Source organism: Clostridium sp. BL-8 (genome assembly GCF_002006495.1).
GTDB lineage: Bacteria > Bacillota > Clostridia > Clostridiales > Clostridiaceae > Clostridium.
On the sequence record NZ_LZZL01000074.1, the window covers coordinates 1 to 21,995 of the forward strand.

Sequence of the window (21,995 nt, forward strand, 5' to 3'; positions counted from 1 at the left end):
AAGTTGTTAGTGAAAGGTTGTTCCATTTGCTGCTTGTCCTCAACTTGTTTGAGGAGCATGCAGAAATGGGTACAACCTTTCACTTATAACTTTCCAGCGAAAATTTCATAAGTCCTATGGAATAAATATGTATGTGATTTCGGTTAGTCACCACATAATCAAAATTTGCTTATTAACTTTTAATTTTCTTCACTTTTCAATGCAATTGCACATTCAATTCTCTTCTTCTGCATTTTACATCCAATTTCATAAGGGATATTCATATCACCATTGAAATTAAAGTTATTTGCTTGGCATCCGCCACTGCAATAGAATTTAGCCCAGCATTCTTTACATTTAGGTTTGTTATATATATGGGCCTTCTTAAACTTCTTAGCAAGTTCAGTATCATAAGTATCTTCATAAATACTTCCTAGTTTAAACTCTTCTTTCCCAACAAATTGATGGCATGGATATACTTCGCCTTGTGGAGTTATTGCCACATATTCAAAACCTGCTCCACATCCTGAAATTCTTTTATAAACACATGGGCCGCCTTGAAGATCTATATTGAAATGATAGAATTTAAATTCATCCTTACCTTCTCTTTTTCTTCTCGCCATTTCTTCATATAACTTATCATAATTATCAAATATTGTGTCAATATCTTCTTCACGAATTGCAAGCTGATGTCCATTTTCTAACACAACAGGTTCTATGGATAATTCTCTAAAACCTTCATTAACCATAGCCATTACATCTTCATAGAAATCTGTGTTTTCTCTTGTAAAGGTACCTCTTACATAATAAGTTTTTCCCTTAGTTCTTCTCTTTATCATTTCCTTAATATTAGGAATTATATCATCATATGATCCGCTCTTATCTGGCTTAATTCTAACCTTATCATTAACTTCTTTTCTTCCATCTAAAGAAAGGATTATATTTCCCATTTCCTTATCCATATAATCCATCATATCTGGAGTTAAGAGGGTCGCATTAGTAGTCATTGTAAATCTAATTTTCTTACCCCATCTTTCCTCATTATCTCTAGCATACTGGATTATTTCTTTTATAGTATCCATTATTAAAGTCGGCTCTCCACCAAACAAATCAATTTCTATATTTTTTCTTGGACCACTTCTTTTAATTACATAATCTATTGCTTTTTTTGCTGTGTCAGCACTCATGACACCACCATGTCCATGATATTCCCCTTCATCAGCAAAACAATACTTACATCTTAGGTTACATCCATGAATTACATTTAAGCAGATGGCTTTTATATAATCTCTATCATCCATAGAGCTGTGTGCTATTTCTTCATATTGGTCTTCTGAGTAAAGAATTCCTTCTTCAGCTAATTCTTGAATTTCATCATATGCTTCAGAAAGTTCTTCTTCATCATATTTTCCGCTAAGAGAATCTAACACTTCTTTTTTATTTCTTAATTTATCATCATCTAATATATCATAAACTAGCTCGTCTACAACATGAACAGCACCTGTATTTACATCTAAGACAAAATAATTTTCACCTTGTTTAAATTTATGTATTAAAGACAATTTATTTTCCTCCTCAACATATAAGGCATACTCCAGAAAATAACTCATAGACTTACTATTTTCTTTCATATGCCTAAAGTAAGCAGTAACCATATAGCTACTGCTTGAAAATTAGTTTTCACATTCTAAGTTTGCAACTGTACAAGATGTCTTACAAGCTGATTGGCATGAGTTTGCACATTCTTTGCATCCTGGTTTACATAAACTATTTTTGATATTTGGTTTGTTTATAGTTTTTATGTGTTTCATCCTAAAAATCCTCCATTAAAAAAATATCCTTAAATATTATAGCATAATATACAAAAGTATAAAAGATTTAGTGAAATCTCTTTTAATTAATTCTATTATTTATAATTTATTCCTAAAAAAATATAATAAGCACTTCTCTACGAAAATTAAGAAAATACCTCTTAATTTCATATAACAAATGCTTATTATATACCTCAGCCTAGCTACCCCTTATAGCCAACCAATACCCTTATTTTACTCTGCACTTATATTATCTCATCATTCTTTAAATAACCGCTCGCTTAAACTATGTACACCCATCAAAAATTCTATAATACAAATTTACCCCTAAATATGTATAATACTTACCCTTAAATATATGTAATACCTACCCCTAAATTCTTTAAATGATTCAAATATAAGTGCTTTACCCTAGTTGATGTAATTTCACCCTTTATATTACCCTTAAATCTCTCAACAATCATATTATATATTCATTTAAAACAGTTGTATATTATACTAAAGTATACTTTTTTGAATAAATTATATTTTTTTATTTTTTTAAATCATACCTTTTTCTTTTAATAAATTTATCGCTATCATTTTATTCTTTACATTTAATTTTAAATAAACAGATGCTATATGCTTTTTAACAGTAACTAATGCAATATTTAATTCCTTCGAAATTTCACTTTGTTTATAACCTTCATCTACTAATTTCATTACTTCTAATTCTCTTGGAGTCAATTCTACTTTTTCTCCGAAGGCATAATTTTTCACATAGATGTCATTAAATTCATTGCATTTAGTCAGCAACATTTTTGCATACTCATCTTTTCTTCTAATTCCCCTTAATATAGGCAATATATGGGGTGATAATTCAATGAAGCACATCACAATATTATCTTTTTTTGCTAATTCCATTGCTTTGATCAATGACTTTTGCGCTTTTTCTGTATCGTGCAAATTGTACTTAGCAATTGAATCAAATATGTACGAATATAGTATTCCAAAAATATAATTCCTTCCAGAATAAATTTCCAACATGACTTCTGCCTGAATCTCTAATTCAATATAACTTCTTTTAAGCATCATCGCTAGTCCAGATACAATATACCCCATTCCAATATACGGAGAAAATATTTGTAAATTGGGATTATCATCATCATTAAGCCATATATGTATATCATTTGAATTCCCAGTAATTCCATCAATATATCCCAATGCAATATCTGTCCCATTTAAAAATCTTGGAATATCCAAGCTTTTATATTCACTTATTAAACTATTAAACTTATTTCTTACTTCATATTTATCATTCTTATTTATTGAAATTCTCATCAAAAGAAAAAGCGAACAGATTATAATACTTGTCTGATTCTTAGTTTTTGCCTTATGTAGGGCTTTATATGCAAATAACTCTCCATTATAAATATCACCTGTCTCAAAAAAATATTCAGCACTCATAAAATAACTTGCTCCAGCTGCTCCTCCGTTCGATATATGATCAAAATAAATTATTCCTTCTTTAAAATAATCCACCATTTCCTTAAGCCTACCATTTTTTGTATGATGCAAATATAAAAAATGTGGAGAACCAAAAGTAATTGGCATTTTGTTATTTGCAATTTTAGACATTCCGCCATCAAATAATTCATATGCTTTCTTTTGATATTCTATCATTTTCTCAACATCATTAAGCACCAAGAGACTTTCTAAAAATGAAATTTCTCCAAGTACTTGGTTTCTATCCTTTAATTCCTCATTTACTTCATAAATGACCCATAATTCATATAGAAGTTCTTTTCCTGCTTGCGGGTTTTCATAGAGTATATAGAAAAATATATGTTTTAAATATGCTATAGGCCTATTTACCTTTTGTTCCATTGTCAGCTCATTGAAAACTATTCTAATAATTTTTTTCCATACTTTTGTTAAATTTATGGTATCATTTCTCTCTATTAAATCAAGTATGCGTTCATAGTTTTTCGCCTTATAATAATACTCCATCGCTTCTATATCTTTTGAAATTTTATAATACCAATCTCCACAGACATTATTAATTTCATTTGAATCAATATCTAATGCTATAATTTCTTCTTTTAATGCACTTCTTAAAATAGAATGCAGTGCATAAGTCTTAGACTTTCTATCATATTTTATAAAGCAGTTATTTGATAATAATTCCTTAATCACTTCATTAGATTTTTCGTTTTCTGTTATATAAATAGCTTGTTCCAATGTAAAGTATTCAACTGGTGCAAGCTTTAAAAGAATCTGCTTTGTCGTTTCATCAAATTTATCATATACAGCTTTCTTAATTAACTCCGTAGCTTTGGGAATATTATCAAAAGTATTCTCATTGTAATATTGTAATAATGCTAAATAAGTAGCTGAAGTCCATCCCCCTGTATACTCATACACTTCTGCTTTTTCTTTTTCTGTTAAATTTATTCCATTAATCTCAAAAAACTCTATTGTTTCTTCGAAAGTGAATGCTATATCATCCTGCCACATTACTAAGCATTTCTGTTTCAGCTCAAGTTCAACAAATTGATTAGCTGGCTTGTTACGGCTTATTATCACAATATGTAAATCAGGTATTTCCTCTAAGGCTATAACTTTTATCAAGTAATTGATATAGAGGGTTTTATGATCATACCAATCATCAATTATTATAACAGTTTTCTGTTTTACTGCATCACGAATAGTATCAATTATTCGGTATACATCCATGTTATTTTTAGGAAATCCATATGCACTTAATCTTTGACTCAATTTAACATTTGTAGTCTTAATTGCAGCACAGAACTTATGCCACATCCAAACATCATCATCTTCTTCATTTCCAGTATCAAACCAAATAGTTTTCATTCCTTTTTTTCTATCCAGAAAACTTTTAACAGAAGTTGTTTTACCATATCCCATAGATGCAGAAACAAAAAATATAGGTACCTCAAATATTTGAGATAACAACTTATTTACACGCTTTCTATGTAATATTTTAGGTCTTAAAATCTGACTTCTCATAGTATTCCCCTTCATCTAAAACAAATTATGCAAAATAATCTGCCTTCATATGTTTAGCATTTCTTTCTTTTTTTATTGTATGATAACCGTTCATTTTCCGCTTTTATGCCATCGTAACAGGCTATATTGGGACGCACAACGATATTTTATCACACTTAAAATTCAACTTCAATTTTATTCTATCTCTTGGAAATGTTATCGTTAATTGTTGAATTTAATATTATTTTCAACGCCAACCATATTAAGATATGAAGGATACTGTTGGCTTTTTTCACAATGATTTTTTAAATCACGTAAAAAAAGCCAACAATTAATTAACAAATTAATCATTGGCCGGTTGCACCATTAACTCCAAATCCCCAAGGTGCCCATAATAAGGAGATTCTTCAACATTTCCAACTTAATTAGAATATATACTTAATACTATTTTATTATAATTATCTATATGAATATTTTACCACATTTTCATGCATGAGTATACATATTTTGAGTTATTTTCCTATAAACTGCGTAATGTATGGATATTCAATACTAATTTAACTACACCTAATAACAAAATCAGTAATGCTTTAGCTAAATAAAGCATTACTGATTTTTATATTTTACATAAATATACTTTTATCTCACTCTTAGTCCTTATAGCGCAATAACCCTATTTAATAATTGATTACTTCTCTTTATAAATTCGTCCATTTCATTTGCATCTAACTCTTTATTTGCTATTTTAGCCAAATCTAAAATATGTTCACAAATGAACTTAACTTCAGCCTTTTTAGTTTCATTTTTATATATTTCTACAAGCTTTTTGATTATTGCACTCTTATTATTTACAACTAGAGTTTTTTCTTCATCAAACATACCCGGGAAGCTCATTCCTGATTTTGCATACATCTTGCTCATCTCAGCCATTCTTCTTGATTCTTCAGACACTAGAACAAGCGCTGGAGTTTCTTCATTTTTTAATCCTTCAACAGATAATTTTTTCACTTTATCTCCAAGTTCATTTTTAAATAAATCTTCTATTTCTTTATTTAAAGCCTTTACTGTTTCATCATTCTCATCAGCTTTACTTCCTAACGTATCTGAAATATCTGAATCTATTCTATTAAATTTAACTCCTGATTCATGCATCTCTAGGAATGAAATAAAATGATCATCTAATGAACAATCTAAAATAACAGCATCTAAATCATATTCTTTAAACATCTTTATATATTGTGATTGTTGTTTTTCATTATTGACATAGAATACTTTATTTTCATGCTTTTCTTTATTAGCTTCAAGATAGTCCTTTAATGTTATAAATTCACCTTTCAAATTCTTAAATATAATTATTTCTTTAATCTTATCATAGAATTTTTGATCTCTTAAACAACCATATTTGATGAATATTTGTATATCTGGCCAAAATTTATTGAATTCTTCTCTGCTATTTTTAAATAAATCAACTAATTTATCTGCAACCTTCTTTACTATATGATTAGAAATCTTTGAAACTTCTTTATCATTTTGAAGGAAACTTCTCGAAACATTCAAAGGTAGATCTGGACAATCTATTGTTCCTTTTAATAATAATAAGAATTCTGGGATTACTTCTTTAATATTATCTGCAACAAACACTTGATTATTATATAGTTTTACTTGTCCTTCTGTCGCTTCAAATTCATGAGTTAATTTAGGGAAATATAATATTCCTTTCAAATTAAAAGGATAATCTACATTTAAATGAATCCAAAACAATGGTTCATTAAAATCCATAAACACATTTCTATAAAAATCTTTATATTCTTCATCAGTACAATCTTTAGGAGCCTTAATCCATAAAGGATTTGTATCATTCAAAGGCTTTGGAGCCTCTGGTTCAACTAATTCTTGATATTCAGTTCCATCTTCTTTTTTCTTTGTTTCATACTTTGGCTCTTCTTCTGGCTTATTTTCATCTTCTAAATATATTTCTGTAGGTAAGAAAGAACAATATTTTTTTATAATTTCTCTAACCTTATATTCTTCTAAAAATTCTGTACTTTCATCATCAACATATAAAGTTATTGTTGTACCTCTTGTTAGCCTATCAGTTGAAGTTCCAATTTCATATTCTGTACCACCAGAGCATTCCCATCTTACAGCTTCAGCACCTTCTTTAAATGATAGCGTGTCTATTTGTACCTTAGTAGATACCATAAATGTTGAATAAAATCCAAGTCCAAAATGACCAATTATATCCTTTCCTTCATCCATTTTATCTTTATATTTTTCCATAAAATCAGTTGCTCCTGAAAAAGCTACTTGGTTAATATATTTTTTAACCTCTTCTTCAGTCATCCCAATACCATTATCAATAAATTTAAGAGTTTTCTTTTCTTTATTTACTGATACTGTGACTTTATATGTTTCATCTCCATTAGTTCTTGCTTCACCTAATGAAACTAATCTTTGAAATTTACTAATTGCATCACATGCATTACTTATTACTTCTCTTATAAATATGTCTTTGTCAGAGTATAGCCATTTCTTAATAATCGGAAATATGTTTTCTGTGTCTATTGAAATATTACCATTTTCTTTTATCATGTTATTACCTCCTATTATTTTCTAAAAAATATTTTAAAACAAAGAATATTTAATGTCAAATTTTTCTTAAACAAAACTATTGACATTAACGCTGCGTAAAGGTGTAAAGTAATCTTGTAAGGAGGTAATCAAATGGAATACACGGTGCAAAAGTTAGGTAAATTAGCAGGTATCAGTACTTTAAATCAAATATATATTCTATATTAATTACAATCAAACTTAAAAGATTTTATATAAGTACTTAAATAACATTTAAATAAACATTAACATTTACATCTCTTCAACAATTTTTGTTACCCACCTGCACAAATCTGAAGAAACCTTTTTAGCTGTTTTTACAACTCTTTCATGGGAATGCTTCACCTTTTGTATTCCAGTAGCCATGTTTGTAATACACGCTATTCCAAGTACATCCATACCTAAATAATTAGCAACTATAGTTTCTGGCACAGTTGACATACCAACAGCATCTGCCCCATGTCTTCCTATCATTACAATTTCAGCTGCTGTTTCATAATATGGGCCCATAAAACCTGCATAGACACCTTCTGCATATTTTATTCCAAGGTCATCTCCAATTTTTTTTGCTTTATCAATAAGTTCTAATTTATATGGTTCTGACATGTCCGGAAATCTTGGTCCTAATCTCTCATCATTCACTCCAATTAGAGGATTATCTCCAAATAAATTTATAAAATCTTTAATAAGCATTAAAGTTCCTGGCTTAAAACTCCTATTAATTCCACCACAGGCATTTGTAACAATTATCTTTTCTATCCCAAGCTTTTTCATCACATATACTGGATATGTAACTTCCTTCATTGTATATCCTTCATAATAATGAAATCTTCCTTGCATTAGCATAACTTCAATATTATTAATCTTCCCAAATACCAATTTACCTTCATGCCCTTTAACCGTGGATACTGGGAAGTTAGGTATATCCTTATAAGATATATCTTCTATATCCTTAACATCATTAACCAAATCTCCAAGTCCTGATCCAAGTATTATTGCTATCTTAGGGCTTCTTTTTATTTTACCTTGTATATAATTAACCGATTCTATTATTTTATCATACATCTTTTTCATCCTCCATCTAAATTAATTATATATATAATTTACAGAATTTTAATAAATAATTCTACAATATTACAGACAATATATACATTATAATTTCATTGTTTTTATAAGCATCTGATAAGAAGGCACACTAAAACTCTAGTGTGCTTCTATAAAAGTATATAAGTTTTTATTTTCATTCTTAAACTTCATCTTTATGATTCCTTTCCATATCCTTCTTTACATTTATTTTTGAAACTATATCTGGAAGCATATTTAAAAGGCTGTCTAAATTACTTTCTTCCTTTACTTTAAGCATAGTAACTTCATCTTTTTTAATTACCAATATTGCATCTGGAGATATTCTAGCTCCCATACCTCCACCTGACCCTATTCCATTCATTTCTTTACTATTATGATCGGTTCCGCCTCCAGTGCCACATCCAAAAGTGACACTTATAATTGGTACAAGCGTTACTCCTCCTACTACAATTGGCTCTCCTATAATTGTTTCTGTCTTTAAAAATTTTTCTAAATTATCAAATATTAAATCCAGGTTTTCTTTTACTAAATTGTTTTCCATAGTTATTTCCTCCTAATTTTGAAATGCACTTTAAATAATAACCATACAATTCCATTAGTAATTCTTTCCCAATACTCCTGGATTTAAATCCCTTTTTTGATTTTTTCTTTTTTAATTATTTCTTTTATAAGTTTCTCCTTATTAGATATTTAGTTGTAATTTGTTAATTGCAACATATATATTCAATAAAACACTCCACTATTTTAGGATCAAACTGTGTACCTGAGCAATTCTTTAATTCCTTTATAGCTTCATCTTTATCCATAGCCTTTTTATACACTCTATCATTGGTCATAACATCATATGAATCCACTACATTTATTATTCGTGCAGCTAGTGGAATCTCTTTCTCTGCTAATCCTAATGGATATCCAGTACCATCCCATCTTTCATGATGAGTCAATACACCTTTTGCTACATTTCCAAGTTCACTTGATGCATTTATAATTCTATATCCCTTTTCTGTATGTGTTTTCATTATTTCAAATTCTTCATTTGTTAATTTTCCCGATTTCAGTAATATTTCTTCATTCACTCCTATCTTGCCTATATCATGTAGACTTGCAACTAAAATTAATTCGTCTAAATCTGAAATCTTTAAATTCAACCTTTTCCCTATTGCTAATGCATATTTAGCAACTCTTTCAGTATGTTCATTAGTCTCCATATTTTTTTCTTCTAGGCTTTTTTTCAAAGATTCCATAATTGAACTTTTAATACTTTTCTTATCTAATAATTTTTGTCTATAAACTTTTTCCTCTATTTTTGTGATACATTCATATATGTTCTCATCTAACGAATACCTTATTCCTTCACCTAATGCTATGCTCAGCTGCATAAATTTATGCTTTGCTTGTTTACACTTTTCGGTAATATCTTTAATAATTTGCTCACACTTTACTTCGTTACAATCTGGTATAAGAATTATGAATTCATCTCCTCCCCATCTGAACACATATCCATTTGGGTCACATATATCTTTAAGTATGAGTGCTATTCTTTGTAATAATTTATCCCCTTCTAAATGTCCTAATGTATCATTAACAATCTTTAATCCATTAACATCTCCCATAATTATTCCCATTGGAAGATGCTTTTCATGATTTAATTCTTTAATTTTTTCTTCAAAACTATATCTGTTATATAATCCTGTTAATATATCTATTTCACTTAGATAACGTAATCTTTCTTCCATGAGTTTTCTTTCGGTTATATCTCTTGATAATCCGACTACTCCCCATGCTTCACCTTTTTTGTTTACAACTGGTATTTTAATATTTTCTTGTATTACTTCTTTTCCATTCTCATTTTCTATTCTCTGTTCAAAATAAGTAGCTTGTTTGGTTCTCATAATCTCTTGATCCTGTTCAATAAAATATGCAGCCACCTCTTTATCGGAATATATCTCTAAGTCTGTTTTTCCTAATATATCTGTAACTCCCAATTTATTATAAAAGTTTTCAAATTTTTTATTGTATCCTATAAATTTACTTTCTCTATCTTTATAAAAAATAGATTCAGGCACCGCATCAATTATTGTTCTTAATATATTTTTTTGTTTTTCTACTTCAATTTCTCTTAATTTTCTATCATTTATATCTATTACAATTCCAGCTACAGCCTCAGGTTTTCCTTCATCATTCAATATAGGAAATATGCGGCACTCAACATAAGTACCATCTACAACACTTTCTACAGCACACACATTTAGATGCTCTAAACACTTCTGTATCTGCACCTTATATATTCCGACTTCTTCCTTTGGAAAAATTCTCTCGTTTTTCTTTCCAATGACATCTTTTAATTTTACGTTATACATCGCTTCATAATGTTTATTTAGAAATATTATCCTCGAATCGGTTTTTTGAATCCAAACAGGCCAAGGAAGACTATTTAAAAAAGGTTTATATATTTCACTTAAGCATATTTCTTCCATCATTAGGTTCCCCTTTTAAGTAATGTTATTTAAATTCAATTTTACTATTTCCTTGTTTAAATGTCTATAAAAGCAATTGTATTCTTACACTTCAAATGATTCTAAACTTAAAATAATATCCTCTAAACTTAAAACATACTTAATTTTTGAAATCTTCTAAATCTCTAACTAATCATACTCATTGTCAACTACATTTTTATAAGCAATATATGTTGCGTAAAGATATCCGCCATAAACTATAACCATTATGAGCGCAGTCATCAGAATCGATTTAAACTGATTTGCTGCTCCTAATGCAATTAAGTAATTATTCACCACATTAATTCCAACATATGAATGTACTATTGAAAGTAACAGAGGTAATGCAAAAAATATTGATACTTGCTTAAATATACTTTTATTAATCATACTTTTTGTCGCACCAATTTTCCTCAAAACTCTATATCTCTCTATAGATTCATTACACTCTGATAATTGCTGAAGTGCAAGTACCGCTGCACTTGCTAGCAGAAATACTATTCCCATATAAATAGCTATAAATAGTATCATTGCAGATAAGCCTCTACTTTCATCATATGCCATTTCCCTTGTCAATCCTGAAAGCTCATAATCAGCTTTTACAGCTTCGCTGTTATGAATTGAAAATTTTTCAAATATTGTAGTTAATTTCTCTTTACCTTCCATTTTGTCATTACCTGAAAAATTTAAATTTAACACTTCTCCTGATGGCTCTAACCCAGTTACTAATTCATCTGGCACAATTAAATCAAACATACTATCGCTGGTTGGTGAAGTTGAAAGTGCTTCTGTTTGAATTTTTCTTTCTTTTATTTTAAATAGCTTATCTCCTATTTTTATTGAGTCTTCTCTCTCTATAAAATCTTTTACTATTTGTTTTAATGGTTCATAATTAGATGATACTAATATTTCATCGTCTTTTAAATCTATACTTGTTTCACCTTTTAGATTTCTCATAGCATTATACTCAGATATCTTAATCATATTTAGTTTTTCAAAAACTTTTAAATTTAACATTTGTTTTTGATCATCTGTTAATGCATATTTTTCTAATAAATCTTTAGTGCTCATATTGTACTCATAGTTTTTAATTGTAGAATACTCTGCATAATCATCTAAATTGTAGTTTAGTTGTTTTAATGTATCAATAGAAGACAGAGCTTTATTATCTTTTTTAGCAAATACCTGAACAGATGCATCAAAGGGGGTTTGATTCTTCAGCGTGCCCTCCATAGAATTTTTAATACTTAATCCAGATGCTAAAGTCCCTATAGTAACAAATAACATTAAACAAATTATTGTCATCGAAATAAAATTGGTATTGAATTTACTTGAAATCTGTCTCATGGTAAATATGTTTAACTTATATAAATACATATTTTTATTTTTCTTAATCGCAAAAAATGTGACTGCTGCAATTCCAAAAAAGAAAAGTGCGGTTCCTACGATTCCAAGAGCTATTGCTGCCTTAAATCTATTATCATAAAAGTTCAATCCTGCCTTATTCACTAGATGATAGGCAAATCCTAAAGCTATTATCGAAAGACTTAAAACACTTGCTCCTAAATAAGGATTTCTAATCCTTACTCTTTCATTTTTCTTATCACCATGTAATAAATCAATTAACTTATATCTTGAAACAATAACCACATTAAAGATCATTACTAACAGATACATTATCCCGAAATATAAAATTGTTTTTAAAATTGCATTTGTTGAAATTACAAAACTATATTTAACCATCTGCACTGCAAAAAGTTTAGCTGTAAATATTGATAATACTTGTGAAAATAGTAATCCTAATAACATTCCTGCAACTAGTGATATTATTCCAATATACAGGGTTTCAAAAAATAATATTTTTGACATCTTTCTTTTAGCCATGCCTAAAATCATATATATACCAAATTCCTTTTTTCTTTTACTAATCAAAAATTTGGTAGCATAAATTATTAGGCATCCTAAAATAACTGATACTCCAACTGATATAACCGAAATCATCTGCCCCATGGCTATAACGTAATCAGTTTGCCCCTTATTCATGTCCGCCATTACAGATTGAGATTCAATAGAATTAAAACTATAAAATATAGCTACTGCAAAAGTTAAAGTTAAAAAGTAAATAGTGTAATCTTTAAAACTCTTCTTTACATTATTAAGTGCCATCTTAGAATACATCTTTAGCGTCACCTCCAAGAAGAGTAACAATATCTATTATCTTGTTAAAAAATTCTTTTCTAGAGTCATTACCTCTAACTAATTCATTAAAAATCCTTCCATCCTTTATGAATAATATCCTATGAGCATAGCTCGCAGTAAATGCATCATGAGTTACCATTAAAATAGTTGCCTCTAATTCCTGATTTAATCTTTCAATTGAATTTAAAAGTAATTTAGCTGATTTAGAATCTAAAGCACCTGTAGGTTCATCTGCTAAAATAAGCTTTGGATCATTAACTATTGCTCTAGCACACGCTACTCTCTGCTTTTGTCCTCCTGACATCTGATAAGGATATTTATTTAATACCTCAGATATTTCTAAATTTTCAGCTGATTTTCTAACTAATTCGTGAACTTCATTTCCTTTTTTGCCTGCTATGGTTAATGCTAGTGCAATATTCTCATAAGCAGTTAATGTATCTAACAAATTAAAGTCTTGAAATATAAAACCAAGCTTATCTCTTCTGAACTTTTCTAATTTCTTATTTTTTAATCTAGTAATATCACCTTCATCAATTACAATAGCTCCTGTCGTTACCTTATCTATTGTAGATATGCAATTTAATAACGTAGTTTTGCCGCTGCCTGATGGCCCCATAATTCCAACAAATTCACCTTTTTGAACCTTAAAACTTATATTATCAAGTGCTTTTGTCACATTGTCCTTATTCCCATAGTATTTTTCTACATTTTGTACATCTAAAATATTTTCCATAAAATTTCCTCCTGATTTATTATATAGTCAAACTTAATTTAAATTTTGCCCTTAGAATTATTTAACTACCACATGACTATATTTTAAAATCATTTGAATTTCTTTCATATCGAATAACCTTTCAATACTCTTACAATTATGTAAGATAAGGCACAATCAAATAAATAATAGACCAACTATTCAGTTATATTGGTCTATTATCTTTTGATTGTGCTTAATTAAATAAATCAAAAAATAATTCTGCACTTATTAAAGAAATTCTGTAAGAATTTCAACTTTAATTATTAATTCTAAATTGTTTATATCTCCGGTGTAACCTCTCTAGTTGTTTTATTCACATGATACCAGCTGCTATTTGAAGCATCACCTTCTACATCATAACAATGAACAAAATATGAATCTCCGTCATCAGCCTTTACTTCAATTATCTTTGGAATGTATTTATAATTATCTGACAGATAATCACGAACTACTTCAACTGCTTGTTCCTCTGAAAACATATTAATTACTTCTCCTGTAGAAATATCTGTGAAGATACCATTTTTAACTTCAAATATATTACCTCTGGTAGGTTCATAATAATATTGTTTAGCATTTATGTCATTCTTACTCTTAAAGCATACAAATACGTTATCATCAATTTGACTTGTAGCTTCATATTCTACATCTTCATTTGTATATTGTTTTATTTTTTCCTTAGCACTACTCAATTCTACTGGATAAGTGGATGTTGTCTTAGAGGAATCCATAGATCCATCATCATTTAAATAATACCACTTATTATATTCCTCATCATAGAACCAGCCAATCTTCATTATTCCAGTTTCAGGTTCAAGATAATACCATCTTCCATTAATATCCTGCCAGCCTTTTGCATAGCCAGAATCATCTATATACCTCCAATTTTTTTCATTTTCCTCCCAATAAGCATAAGCATTTTTAGGAAAGCTAATTGCAACTACAGTAATAGCTGATAATGCTAAAGCAAAAATTTTCTTACTATTCATTTTCATATTATAAAATCCTCTCTACATCACTTTAAATTAAAAAAATCTCCAATTGGAAAAATCAAATTAACCTTTGTTCCTTTATCTTCTACTGACTCCAATGATATACCAAGTCCTAGTTTTTCACAAAGTTTTTTACAAAGGTACAGTCCTATACCTGTAGATTTGCCATACCTTCTTCCATTTTCTCCTGTAAAACCCTTATCAAAAACCCTTCCAACATCACTTTTAGGAATTCCTATTCCATTATCTTCTATGGTTAATACCAAATTATCTTTTCCTTCAACTGCATAAACCTTTAAACTTCCAGAACCATTTTTGCTATATTTTATTGAGTTTACAATTATCTGATTTATAATAAACTTTATCCACTTGATATCCGTTACTACTCTTCCAGATACATTTTCAATATCAACGCTAATTCTTTTATTTATGAAATCACGTCTATTATTCCTAATAGCCTCTTGAACTGCCTCTTTTATTTCAAATTCCTTTACAATATAATCTTTGCTAACATCTGTACTTCTCGAATAGTAAAGAGCTTGATTTATATAATCCTCAATTTTTCTAATCTCATCACTTAAGGCGTTTTTCTCTTTACTTTCACTATTCTCTATAATTAATTTTGATGATGATATTGGAGTTTTTATCTCATGAACCCAGGTTTCAATATATTCTCTATATTCCTTTTGAAGATTCTTATAAAAATTAACATGTTCATGCATATTTCTGTTACATTCTTTTAATATTTCATAAAGCATTTTTCCTTCATAATAATTTGGCATCTTTATAACTTCAGGCAATAAATATTTCTTATCTAACTTTTCAGTAATATTCATAATGTTATCATAAAATTTCTTCTTAGTGAAAAAGTCTATTATTATATAAATTGTTAAAGGAAGAAACCAAATAAGAAAAATGAGAAACATTATTATAATAGGCATTTTAGCTATTCCTGCTATAACTAAAACCAGTAAGTATATCAATAAATTAATTATTATATAAGATGACTTTGATAAAAAATATTCTTTAGTACTCATAACAATATATATCCAAAACCTCTCTTTGTTTCTATTCCGTCATTAAAGCCTATTTCACTAAGTTTCTTTCTAAGTCTAGTAACATTCACTGATAAAGTGTTATCATCAACATAAATGTCAGAATTCCATAAATAATCCATAAGATCCTCTCTACTTACTATGCATTCCTTATTTTTCATAAGGCAAAGCAATATCTTAAGTTCATTTTTAGTTAAATCAACTTCAGCTTCATTGAATTTTACACTGCCACTGGTAACATTAAGTTTTAATCCCTTGTGTTCAACTACTTCATATACTGAAGCATTCGAAGAAGTTCTTCTAAGTACAGCAGCTATTCTTGCAAGAAGTATTTGAGTATTATAAGGCTTAGTTATGAAATCATCTGCCCCAAGATTCATACTCATTATCTCATCCATTTCACTATCTCTGCTAGTCACAATTATTACGGGTATATCCTTTTCTTTTCTAATCTCTCTACATACATAATACCCATCATAATAAGGAAGATTTATGTCAAGCAAAATTAAATCTGGATTAGCTTCTAAGACTACCTTAACTATGTTTTCAAAATCTGCTGTACCATAAACCTCATATCCATAACGTCTTAAGAATTCTGTAAGCTCTTTTTTTATATTTTCATTATCTTCAATTATCATAATCTTAGCCATATTGTTCTCCTTAAAATTATAATTTCACAATACTTTAAGCCCTTAAATGTCAAAAAATATAATGTATCTTATTCTTCTTTTATTTTCTGAAATACAATAAATTTTACCGTTCTTTATCCTAATATTACTTTAAAATTACTTCTTACATAATATATTACATATCTCATAAAAACTTATCAAGTTATTGAAAAAGCTCTATCTGTTAAATAGAGTAATATTTTCAACTAAAAGTATCAATATTCAAGAAAAGAGAAACTTCATTATTAAATATTTTTCATAAATAGGAAAATTTACAAAGGTACACTAGATATACAAAGGAGTGCTGTATAAATATGAAAAAATCATTTACACTCGTATTATTAGTTATTTTACTGACAATAACATTAATGCCTTTAAAAGCATATAGCATAAATAATGAAAATCCTATAACAAATTCTTTTTCAGATTTATAAATAGATGAAAGAAAGCTTTGGATTGATGATATTGATGCTTATGATAAAGGTGAGGATCATATGATTAAATTTGCTGATATACTTTCAGATGGGATTTTCAAACAATTTCCTAAAAAGTTTAGTTAATGCCCATGAAATAAAATAGAAGGCCAATGAACTGTAATAAATATTTTTTATCTTGGTTTTATCCCAAGAAATATATTCTGATTTTGCTATACTTAATTGCATATGAATTAAAGAAACTATATAAACTTCCAAGTTAAAAAGTGGATTTATACACTTAGATAAATTCTTTAATTCCTGGTTCTTAGGTAATGTACAAATCGAATTTATAATTTTGATATGTATAGATAAACACTTTATGAACTTAACTTATATACAGAATAACTATCTATTTAAGTTAAACTTTTGTGTGTACCTATACCAGAAATCACATACATTTTTATGAAAGCGGCATTTGAAATTGAGCTGTGATGGTTCTTAGTGGGAGGTTGTTCCATTTATTGCTTGTCACGAACTTGTTTCAGGAACACGCAGAAATGGGTACAACTTTCCACTTAGAACATTCTAGCGAAAATTTCATAAGTCCGCTGGAATAAAAATGTATGTGATTTCGGTAAGCTACCACATAACTCTAAGTTCAAAGTTTTATATCTATAAAGTAAATTTCTTTATTTGATTTATCATGGAATTCGTCTTTTCTTTCAATAATTGTGAAGTTTCATCTACTTGATTTGATGAAGTGATCATATCTTGAGTAGTAGCTGCTATTTCTTCTGACGAAGCTGAATTTTCTTCTGCGACAACTGAAGTATTCTCTGCAACAGAAATAATTTCATTTTTGCTATTATTTATTCCTAAAATTGAACTGTTAATTTCGCTTATCTTAGGTAAAATCTCTTCTATTGATTTAATTATATCCTTAAATGAATTTATTGACGTGTCTATTACTGAGACCTGCTTTGATAATTCATCATTTGCATCGCTTGTAGTTCTTGTAACTGCATTAGTTTCATCTTGTATTGATGCCAATAATTCATTAATATCATTTGAAGAATTCTTAGATTGTTCAGCTAGTTTTCTAATTTCATCAGCTACAACAGCAAATCCTTTCCCTGCTTCTCCTGCCCTTGCAGCTTCAATTGCTGCATTTAATGCCAGAAGATTTGTCTGGTCAGCAATAGCATTTAATAAATCAGTAATTTCAGTAATTGCCTTAACACTATTAGTTAAATTAGATATTTTTGTACTTACTTCCTTAAATGACTTTGATATATCGCTTATGGAAGTTATAAGCTTTCCTAAATCTTTATTACTATTTTGAGCTTTAACACTTATATCATTTGTACTCTTATCAACACCATTTATAGTTATTGTTATATCTTCCAATGTAATACCAAAAGCATTTAATGTGCTGTTCATTGTTGCAAGCTCTGATGCTTGATCAGAAGATCCTTGTGCTACAGCATCAATAGCATTTGATATTTCTTTTGTTGAATTATTCATTTGTTCTGACAATGTTGAAAGTGAATTAGCTTCTTTAGATATAACGCTAGAATCCATTTCAATGTTTCTAAGTATATCTGCTATGGAAAGTATAGTTTTCTCTAGTGCCGTATTCATAATACCAAATTCATTGGTTAAATTCGTATCGATATCAATAGTAAAATCACCTTCTGATAAAGTTTGTAATTTGCCGGTAAATTCTTTTATTAAATTCTTAACAGCAAAGGTTACAACTAATGATATGGCAGTTAGTATTAAAAGTGATAATCCAAATATTATTTCAAATATTATCATATTCTTAGTATAGAGAGTTTTAGATTCATCGTTTTTTGAGTTAGCAATACCTTTTTCATAATCTACAAGATCAGTAATATTTTTAGCTAATTCGTTTCCATACTGCCCCATATCTACATTAGTTATTTGTGGATCTGGAGTTAACCCCTGCTTTCTTTGTTCTATAATATTGGGAATAAATGAATAGTAATGTTCAAATGCAGTTTTAGCTTTATCTACTAATTCTGCTTCAGCTTTATCATCCTTTGATGCATCCACTTCCCTAGCCATTATTGCAGTTATATCGTCGTGTAATTGCAGCATTGTCTTCTCATTAGCTTCATCAAAATCTCGATCTATTATTTTTGTTAACGTGTTCCGTAAAACGCCCATGTCACCATTAACATCTTCCCAATCCTTGAGCTTCGGAATTGTCTCACCATTTATTTTATTAGTTATATTGTACATTTTGTTAGTATTGGAATAACCTACTCCACCAATTGCCACTGTCGCAATTAATGATATAAACCATATTAGAATTATATTCCGGGTTATTTTTACATTCCTCAACTTTCTAGAACTTATTTTCATATGCATTCCTCCTCCGTGAGTTACTATAATTTAGTTATAGATATGTAATTATTTGATAATCAACAAATACTTGCATATCACAATATATAAAATATATAATAAGTAGTATTAATTAATTTTTCCCCACATATATATTCGTACACTTTAGCCAAAACTTTAATAAAATGCATAATGATTGATTATATGTATTTACCTTGAATTGTAAACATTTTCTGTAAGTGTTTTATCTGTTTTTTCAAAAATGTATTATTTTTTTATTACAATTATTTGTTTAAAAATAAAATAGAAGCCAAACAAATAATAACTTGACTTCTACTTCCATACAAATTTAGTTGCGCTTTAGTATTCAGTTCTAATGGTCCTAACACCATAGGATATAATAAAATTAATTATAAAGTATGTTCCAGCTATAGTACCAAATAATAAAAATATTTGAGTAGATGATACAAAACTTCCCATAAGAATCATACCTTTACCCGTAAATTCCTCAATACCTACCGCCCATAAGAAAGACGTGTCTTTTATTACTGTAACTGCCTGTGATAAAAATGTAGGAATGCAGCGCCTAAAACTCTGTGGCAATATAATATATCTCAATGTTTGAATCTTTGAAAATCCTTGGGAGTAAGCAGCCTCATACTGCCCGCTGCTAACAGAATTCATTCCTCCTCTGAATATTTCTGCCATAACAGCAGAAGTAAACAAAGTAAATGCCAGAATTCCTGAATACATAGGTTTTATTGGAACTAAAAATCTTATAGCTAATATCCATAATAAGTTTGGGGTATTTCTAAAAATTTCTATATATATTGCTGCAATTCTACCAAATATACCTTTTGAAAAATTTCTGAGTATTGCTAAGATTGTCCCAAAGATCATACTTAATGCTATTGATATAAGCGCTATAGCTAAAGTCAGTTTAAGTCCTTGTAAAAGGAACATCATGTTAGCATGATTAAATACAGTTGACATTATTATAGCCCCCCTTCTGCTACCACAACTTGATCTTCTATAGAATTTTGAGTATTAACTACTGATTTCTTTTTTTCTCTTAATTCTAGCTTTCTTGAAAGCATTGCAAGTGGATAACAAAGTACAAAATAAAGAGCACCAGTCACAACATATGCAGGACCATAATACATATTCGAACTTGACCATGAATCTGCTGTATACATTAAATCTCCCCCTGCAATCATTGCAAGTACAGAAGTATTTTTTATCAAATTTACTACTTGATTTGCAAGTGGTGGTATTATTATCTTTACTGTTTGAGGCAATATTATATACCTCATAGTTTGAGTATGCGAAAAACCTTGAGACTTTGCAGCTTCAAACTGTCCTTTTGGTATAGATGTAATACCAGTCCTTACGACCTCTGATATATACGCTCCATGATATACACCTACTCCAAGTATTCCAACCAAAAACACTGGTAATACAATTTTTACATATGGCAGTCCATTAAACAAAAAGAATATTTGAATAACAAGAGGTGTATTTTGAATTATTTCTACGTATACTCTGCTTATTATCTTTAAAGTCCTAATCTTACTTGTAGAAAATATTCCAAAAATGATTCCAAGTATTAGGGCTAAAGTAAGCCCTAATATAGAAACTTCAAGTGTTGTTAAAAATCCCTCAAAAAATATGTTAATGTCTTTTAAAAGTGCCTCCCATTTAAATATAGAAAAAGGTCCATTCATTATTTAATATCCCACTTTGCAATCAATTTATCCAATTCTCCTGAACTCTTCATGTCATCTATTACTTCATTTATAACTTTAGCAAGTTCAGTATTGTCCTTTTTACTTGCAATACCATATTCTTGAGGATCATATCTATCATCTAATATTACTGTTGAATCATCAACGTATCCATTTAAAATAGATGCATCAACAGCAAAACAATCAATTCTGCCTGAATCTAATGCAGCCTTAAGTTCAGGATATCCAGCAAGTTCTGAAAATTTAAGAGTTATTCCTTGTTTATCTGCTTCTTTTTGTAGTGCATCTTTAGTTGTTGAACTTTGAGCAACACCAATTGTCTTTCCATTTAAGTCTTTAAGAGATGATGCACCAAGACTCTTCTTAACAAGTAATCCAACTCCATCCTTTATATATGGATCAGAAAAGTTATAGCTCTTCTTTCTTTCATCAGTTATGGTAAATGTAGCTGCAACCATATCTATTTCTCCATTATCAAGAAGCGGACCTCTTGTCTTAGCTGTAACTCCTTGGAATTCAACCTTATTTTCATCACCTAATATTTTTTTAGCTATTGCTTTTGATATATCAATTTCCAAACCTTCTACTTGTCCAGTTTGAGGATTTTTATAACCATATTTAGGTACATCAACTTTTACTCCAACTTTTAATACGCCTCTATCTTTTATAGCTTGTATCTCTTTTGCTTCAGAGCTTCCTGTGCTTGAGCTATTACTGCTTGTTGATGTTGATTGTGCCCCACCACATCCTGTCATCATAATACAAATACCTAATCCTAATGCTAAAAATATTTTTTTCAATTTCATATTTTTTCCCCCTATTCATTTATT

Annotated in this window: 16 protein-coding genes and 1 riboswitch; all 16 genes read right to left on the minus strand. The window is 28.9% G+C overall.

The features are described from left to right. Positions 1–179: 179 nt before the first annotated feature. The 16 genes from scfB to CLOBL_RS20935 all read right to left on the minus strand — a co-directional run bounded on the left by scfB (position 180) and on the right by CLOBL_RS20935 (position 21,971). Positions 180–1,541, minus strand: coding sequence for a thioether cross-link-forming SCIFF peptide maturase (gene scfB, locus CLOBL_RS20860; protein WP_077860787.1), 1,362 nt, complete (start codon positions 1,539–1,541; stop codon positions 180–182). Between the two features lie 111 nt (positions 1,542–1,652). Further along, positions 1,653–1,790, minus strand: a complete 138-nt coding sequence (gene scfA, locus CLOBL_RS20865; protein WP_009172015.1) for a six-cysteine ranthipeptide SCIFF — start codon at positions 1,788–1,790, stop codon at positions 1,653–1,655. Positions 1,791–2,330: 540 nt separating this feature from the next. Beyond that, a complete protein-coding gene (locus tag CLOBL_RS20870) occupies positions 2,331–4,799 on the minus strand; it encodes a LuxR C-terminal-related transcriptional regulator (RefSeq protein WP_077860788.1) in 2,469 nt (822 codons plus the stop codon). Positions 4,800–5,123: 324 nt separating this feature from the next. Continuing rightward, positions 5,124–5,205, minus strand: a riboswitch (cyclic di-GMP riboswitch). Between the two features lie 230 nt (positions 5,206–5,435). After that, the gene (htpG, locus tag CLOBL_RS20875; protein WP_077860789.1) at positions 5,436–7,370 is read right to left on the minus strand and encodes a molecular chaperone HtpG; all 1,935 of its coding nucleotides are present in this window, start codon (positions 7,368–7,370) and stop codon (positions 5,436–5,438) included. 270 nt (positions 7,371–7,640) lie between these two features. After that, the gene (locus CLOBL_RS20880) at positions 7,641–8,453 is read right to left on the minus strand and encodes a purine-nucleoside phosphorylase (RefSeq protein ID WP_077860790.1); all 813 of its coding nucleotides are present in this window, start codon (positions 8,451–8,453) and stop codon (positions 7,641–7,643) included. Between the two features lie 181 nt (positions 8,454–8,634). Beyond that, complete coding sequence (locus CLOBL_RS20885; protein ID WP_077860791.1) at positions 8,635–9,015, minus strand: spore germination protein GerW family protein; 381 nt, start codon at positions 9,013–9,015, stop codon at positions 8,635–8,637. Positions 9,016–9,178: 163 nt separating this feature from the next. Continuing rightward, on the minus strand, positions 9,179–10,954 hold the full coding sequence (locus tag CLOBL_RS20890; RefSeq protein ID WP_347472913.1) for an HD domain-containing phosphohydrolase: 1,776 nt from the start codon (positions 10,952–10,954) through the stop codon (positions 9,179–9,181). 165 nt (positions 10,955–11,119) lie between these two features. Then, a complete protein-coding gene (locus CLOBL_RS20895) occupies positions 11,120–13,147 on the minus strand; it encodes an ABC transporter permease (protein WP_077860793.1) in 2,028 nt (675 codons plus the stop codon). Continuing rightward, positions 13,137–13,904: an ABC transporter ATP-binding protein gene (locus tag CLOBL_RS20900; protein ID WP_077860794.1), complete on the minus strand. Its 768-nt coding sequence runs from the start codon at positions 13,902–13,904 to the stop codon at positions 13,137–13,139. The genes CLOBL_RS20895 and CLOBL_RS20900 overlap by 11 nt, the downstream gene beginning before the upstream one ends. Positions 13,905–14,203: 299 nt before the next feature. Then, entirely contained in the window at positions 14,204–14,917 is a 714-nt protein-coding gene (locus CLOBL_RS29025) for a cell wall-binding repeat-containing protein (RefSeq protein ID WP_009172024.1), read from the minus strand. Between the two features lie 20 nt (positions 14,918–14,937). Next, a complete protein-coding gene (locus tag CLOBL_RS20910) occupies positions 14,938–15,951 on the minus strand; it encodes an ATP-binding protein (RefSeq protein WP_077860795.1) in 1,014 nt (337 codons plus the stop codon). Then, positions 15,948–16,619, minus strand: coding sequence for a response regulator transcription factor (locus CLOBL_RS20915; RefSeq protein WP_077860796.1), 672 nt, complete (start codon positions 16,617–16,619; stop codon positions 15,948–15,950). Before CLOBL_RS20915 ends, CLOBL_RS20910 begins: the two co-directional genes overlap by 4 nt. A 1,106-nt stretch (positions 16,620–17,725) precedes the next feature. Beyond that, a complete protein-coding gene (locus CLOBL_RS20920) occupies positions 17,726–19,441 on the minus strand; it encodes a methyl-accepting chemotaxis protein (RefSeq protein ID WP_077860797.1) in 1,716 nt (571 codons plus the stop codon). Positions 19,442–19,780: 339 nt separating this feature from the next. After that, complete coding sequence (locus CLOBL_RS20925) at positions 19,781–20,413, minus strand: amino acid ABC transporter permease (RefSeq protein WP_077860798.1); 633 nt, start codon at positions 20,411–20,413, stop codon at positions 19,781–19,783. A gap of 2 nt (positions 20,414–20,415) precedes the next feature. After that, a complete protein-coding gene (locus CLOBL_RS20930; protein ID WP_077860799.1) occupies positions 20,416–21,144 on the minus strand; it encodes an amino acid ABC transporter permease in 729 nt (242 codons plus the stop codon). After that, complete coding sequence (locus tag CLOBL_RS20935; RefSeq protein ID WP_077860800.1) at positions 21,144–21,971, minus strand: transporter substrate-binding domain-containing protein; 828 nt, start codon at positions 21,969–21,971, stop codon at positions 21,144–21,146. The genes CLOBL_RS20930 and CLOBL_RS20935 overlap by 1 nt, the downstream gene beginning before the upstream one ends. Between the last annotated feature and the right edge of the window lie 24 nt (positions 21,972–21,995).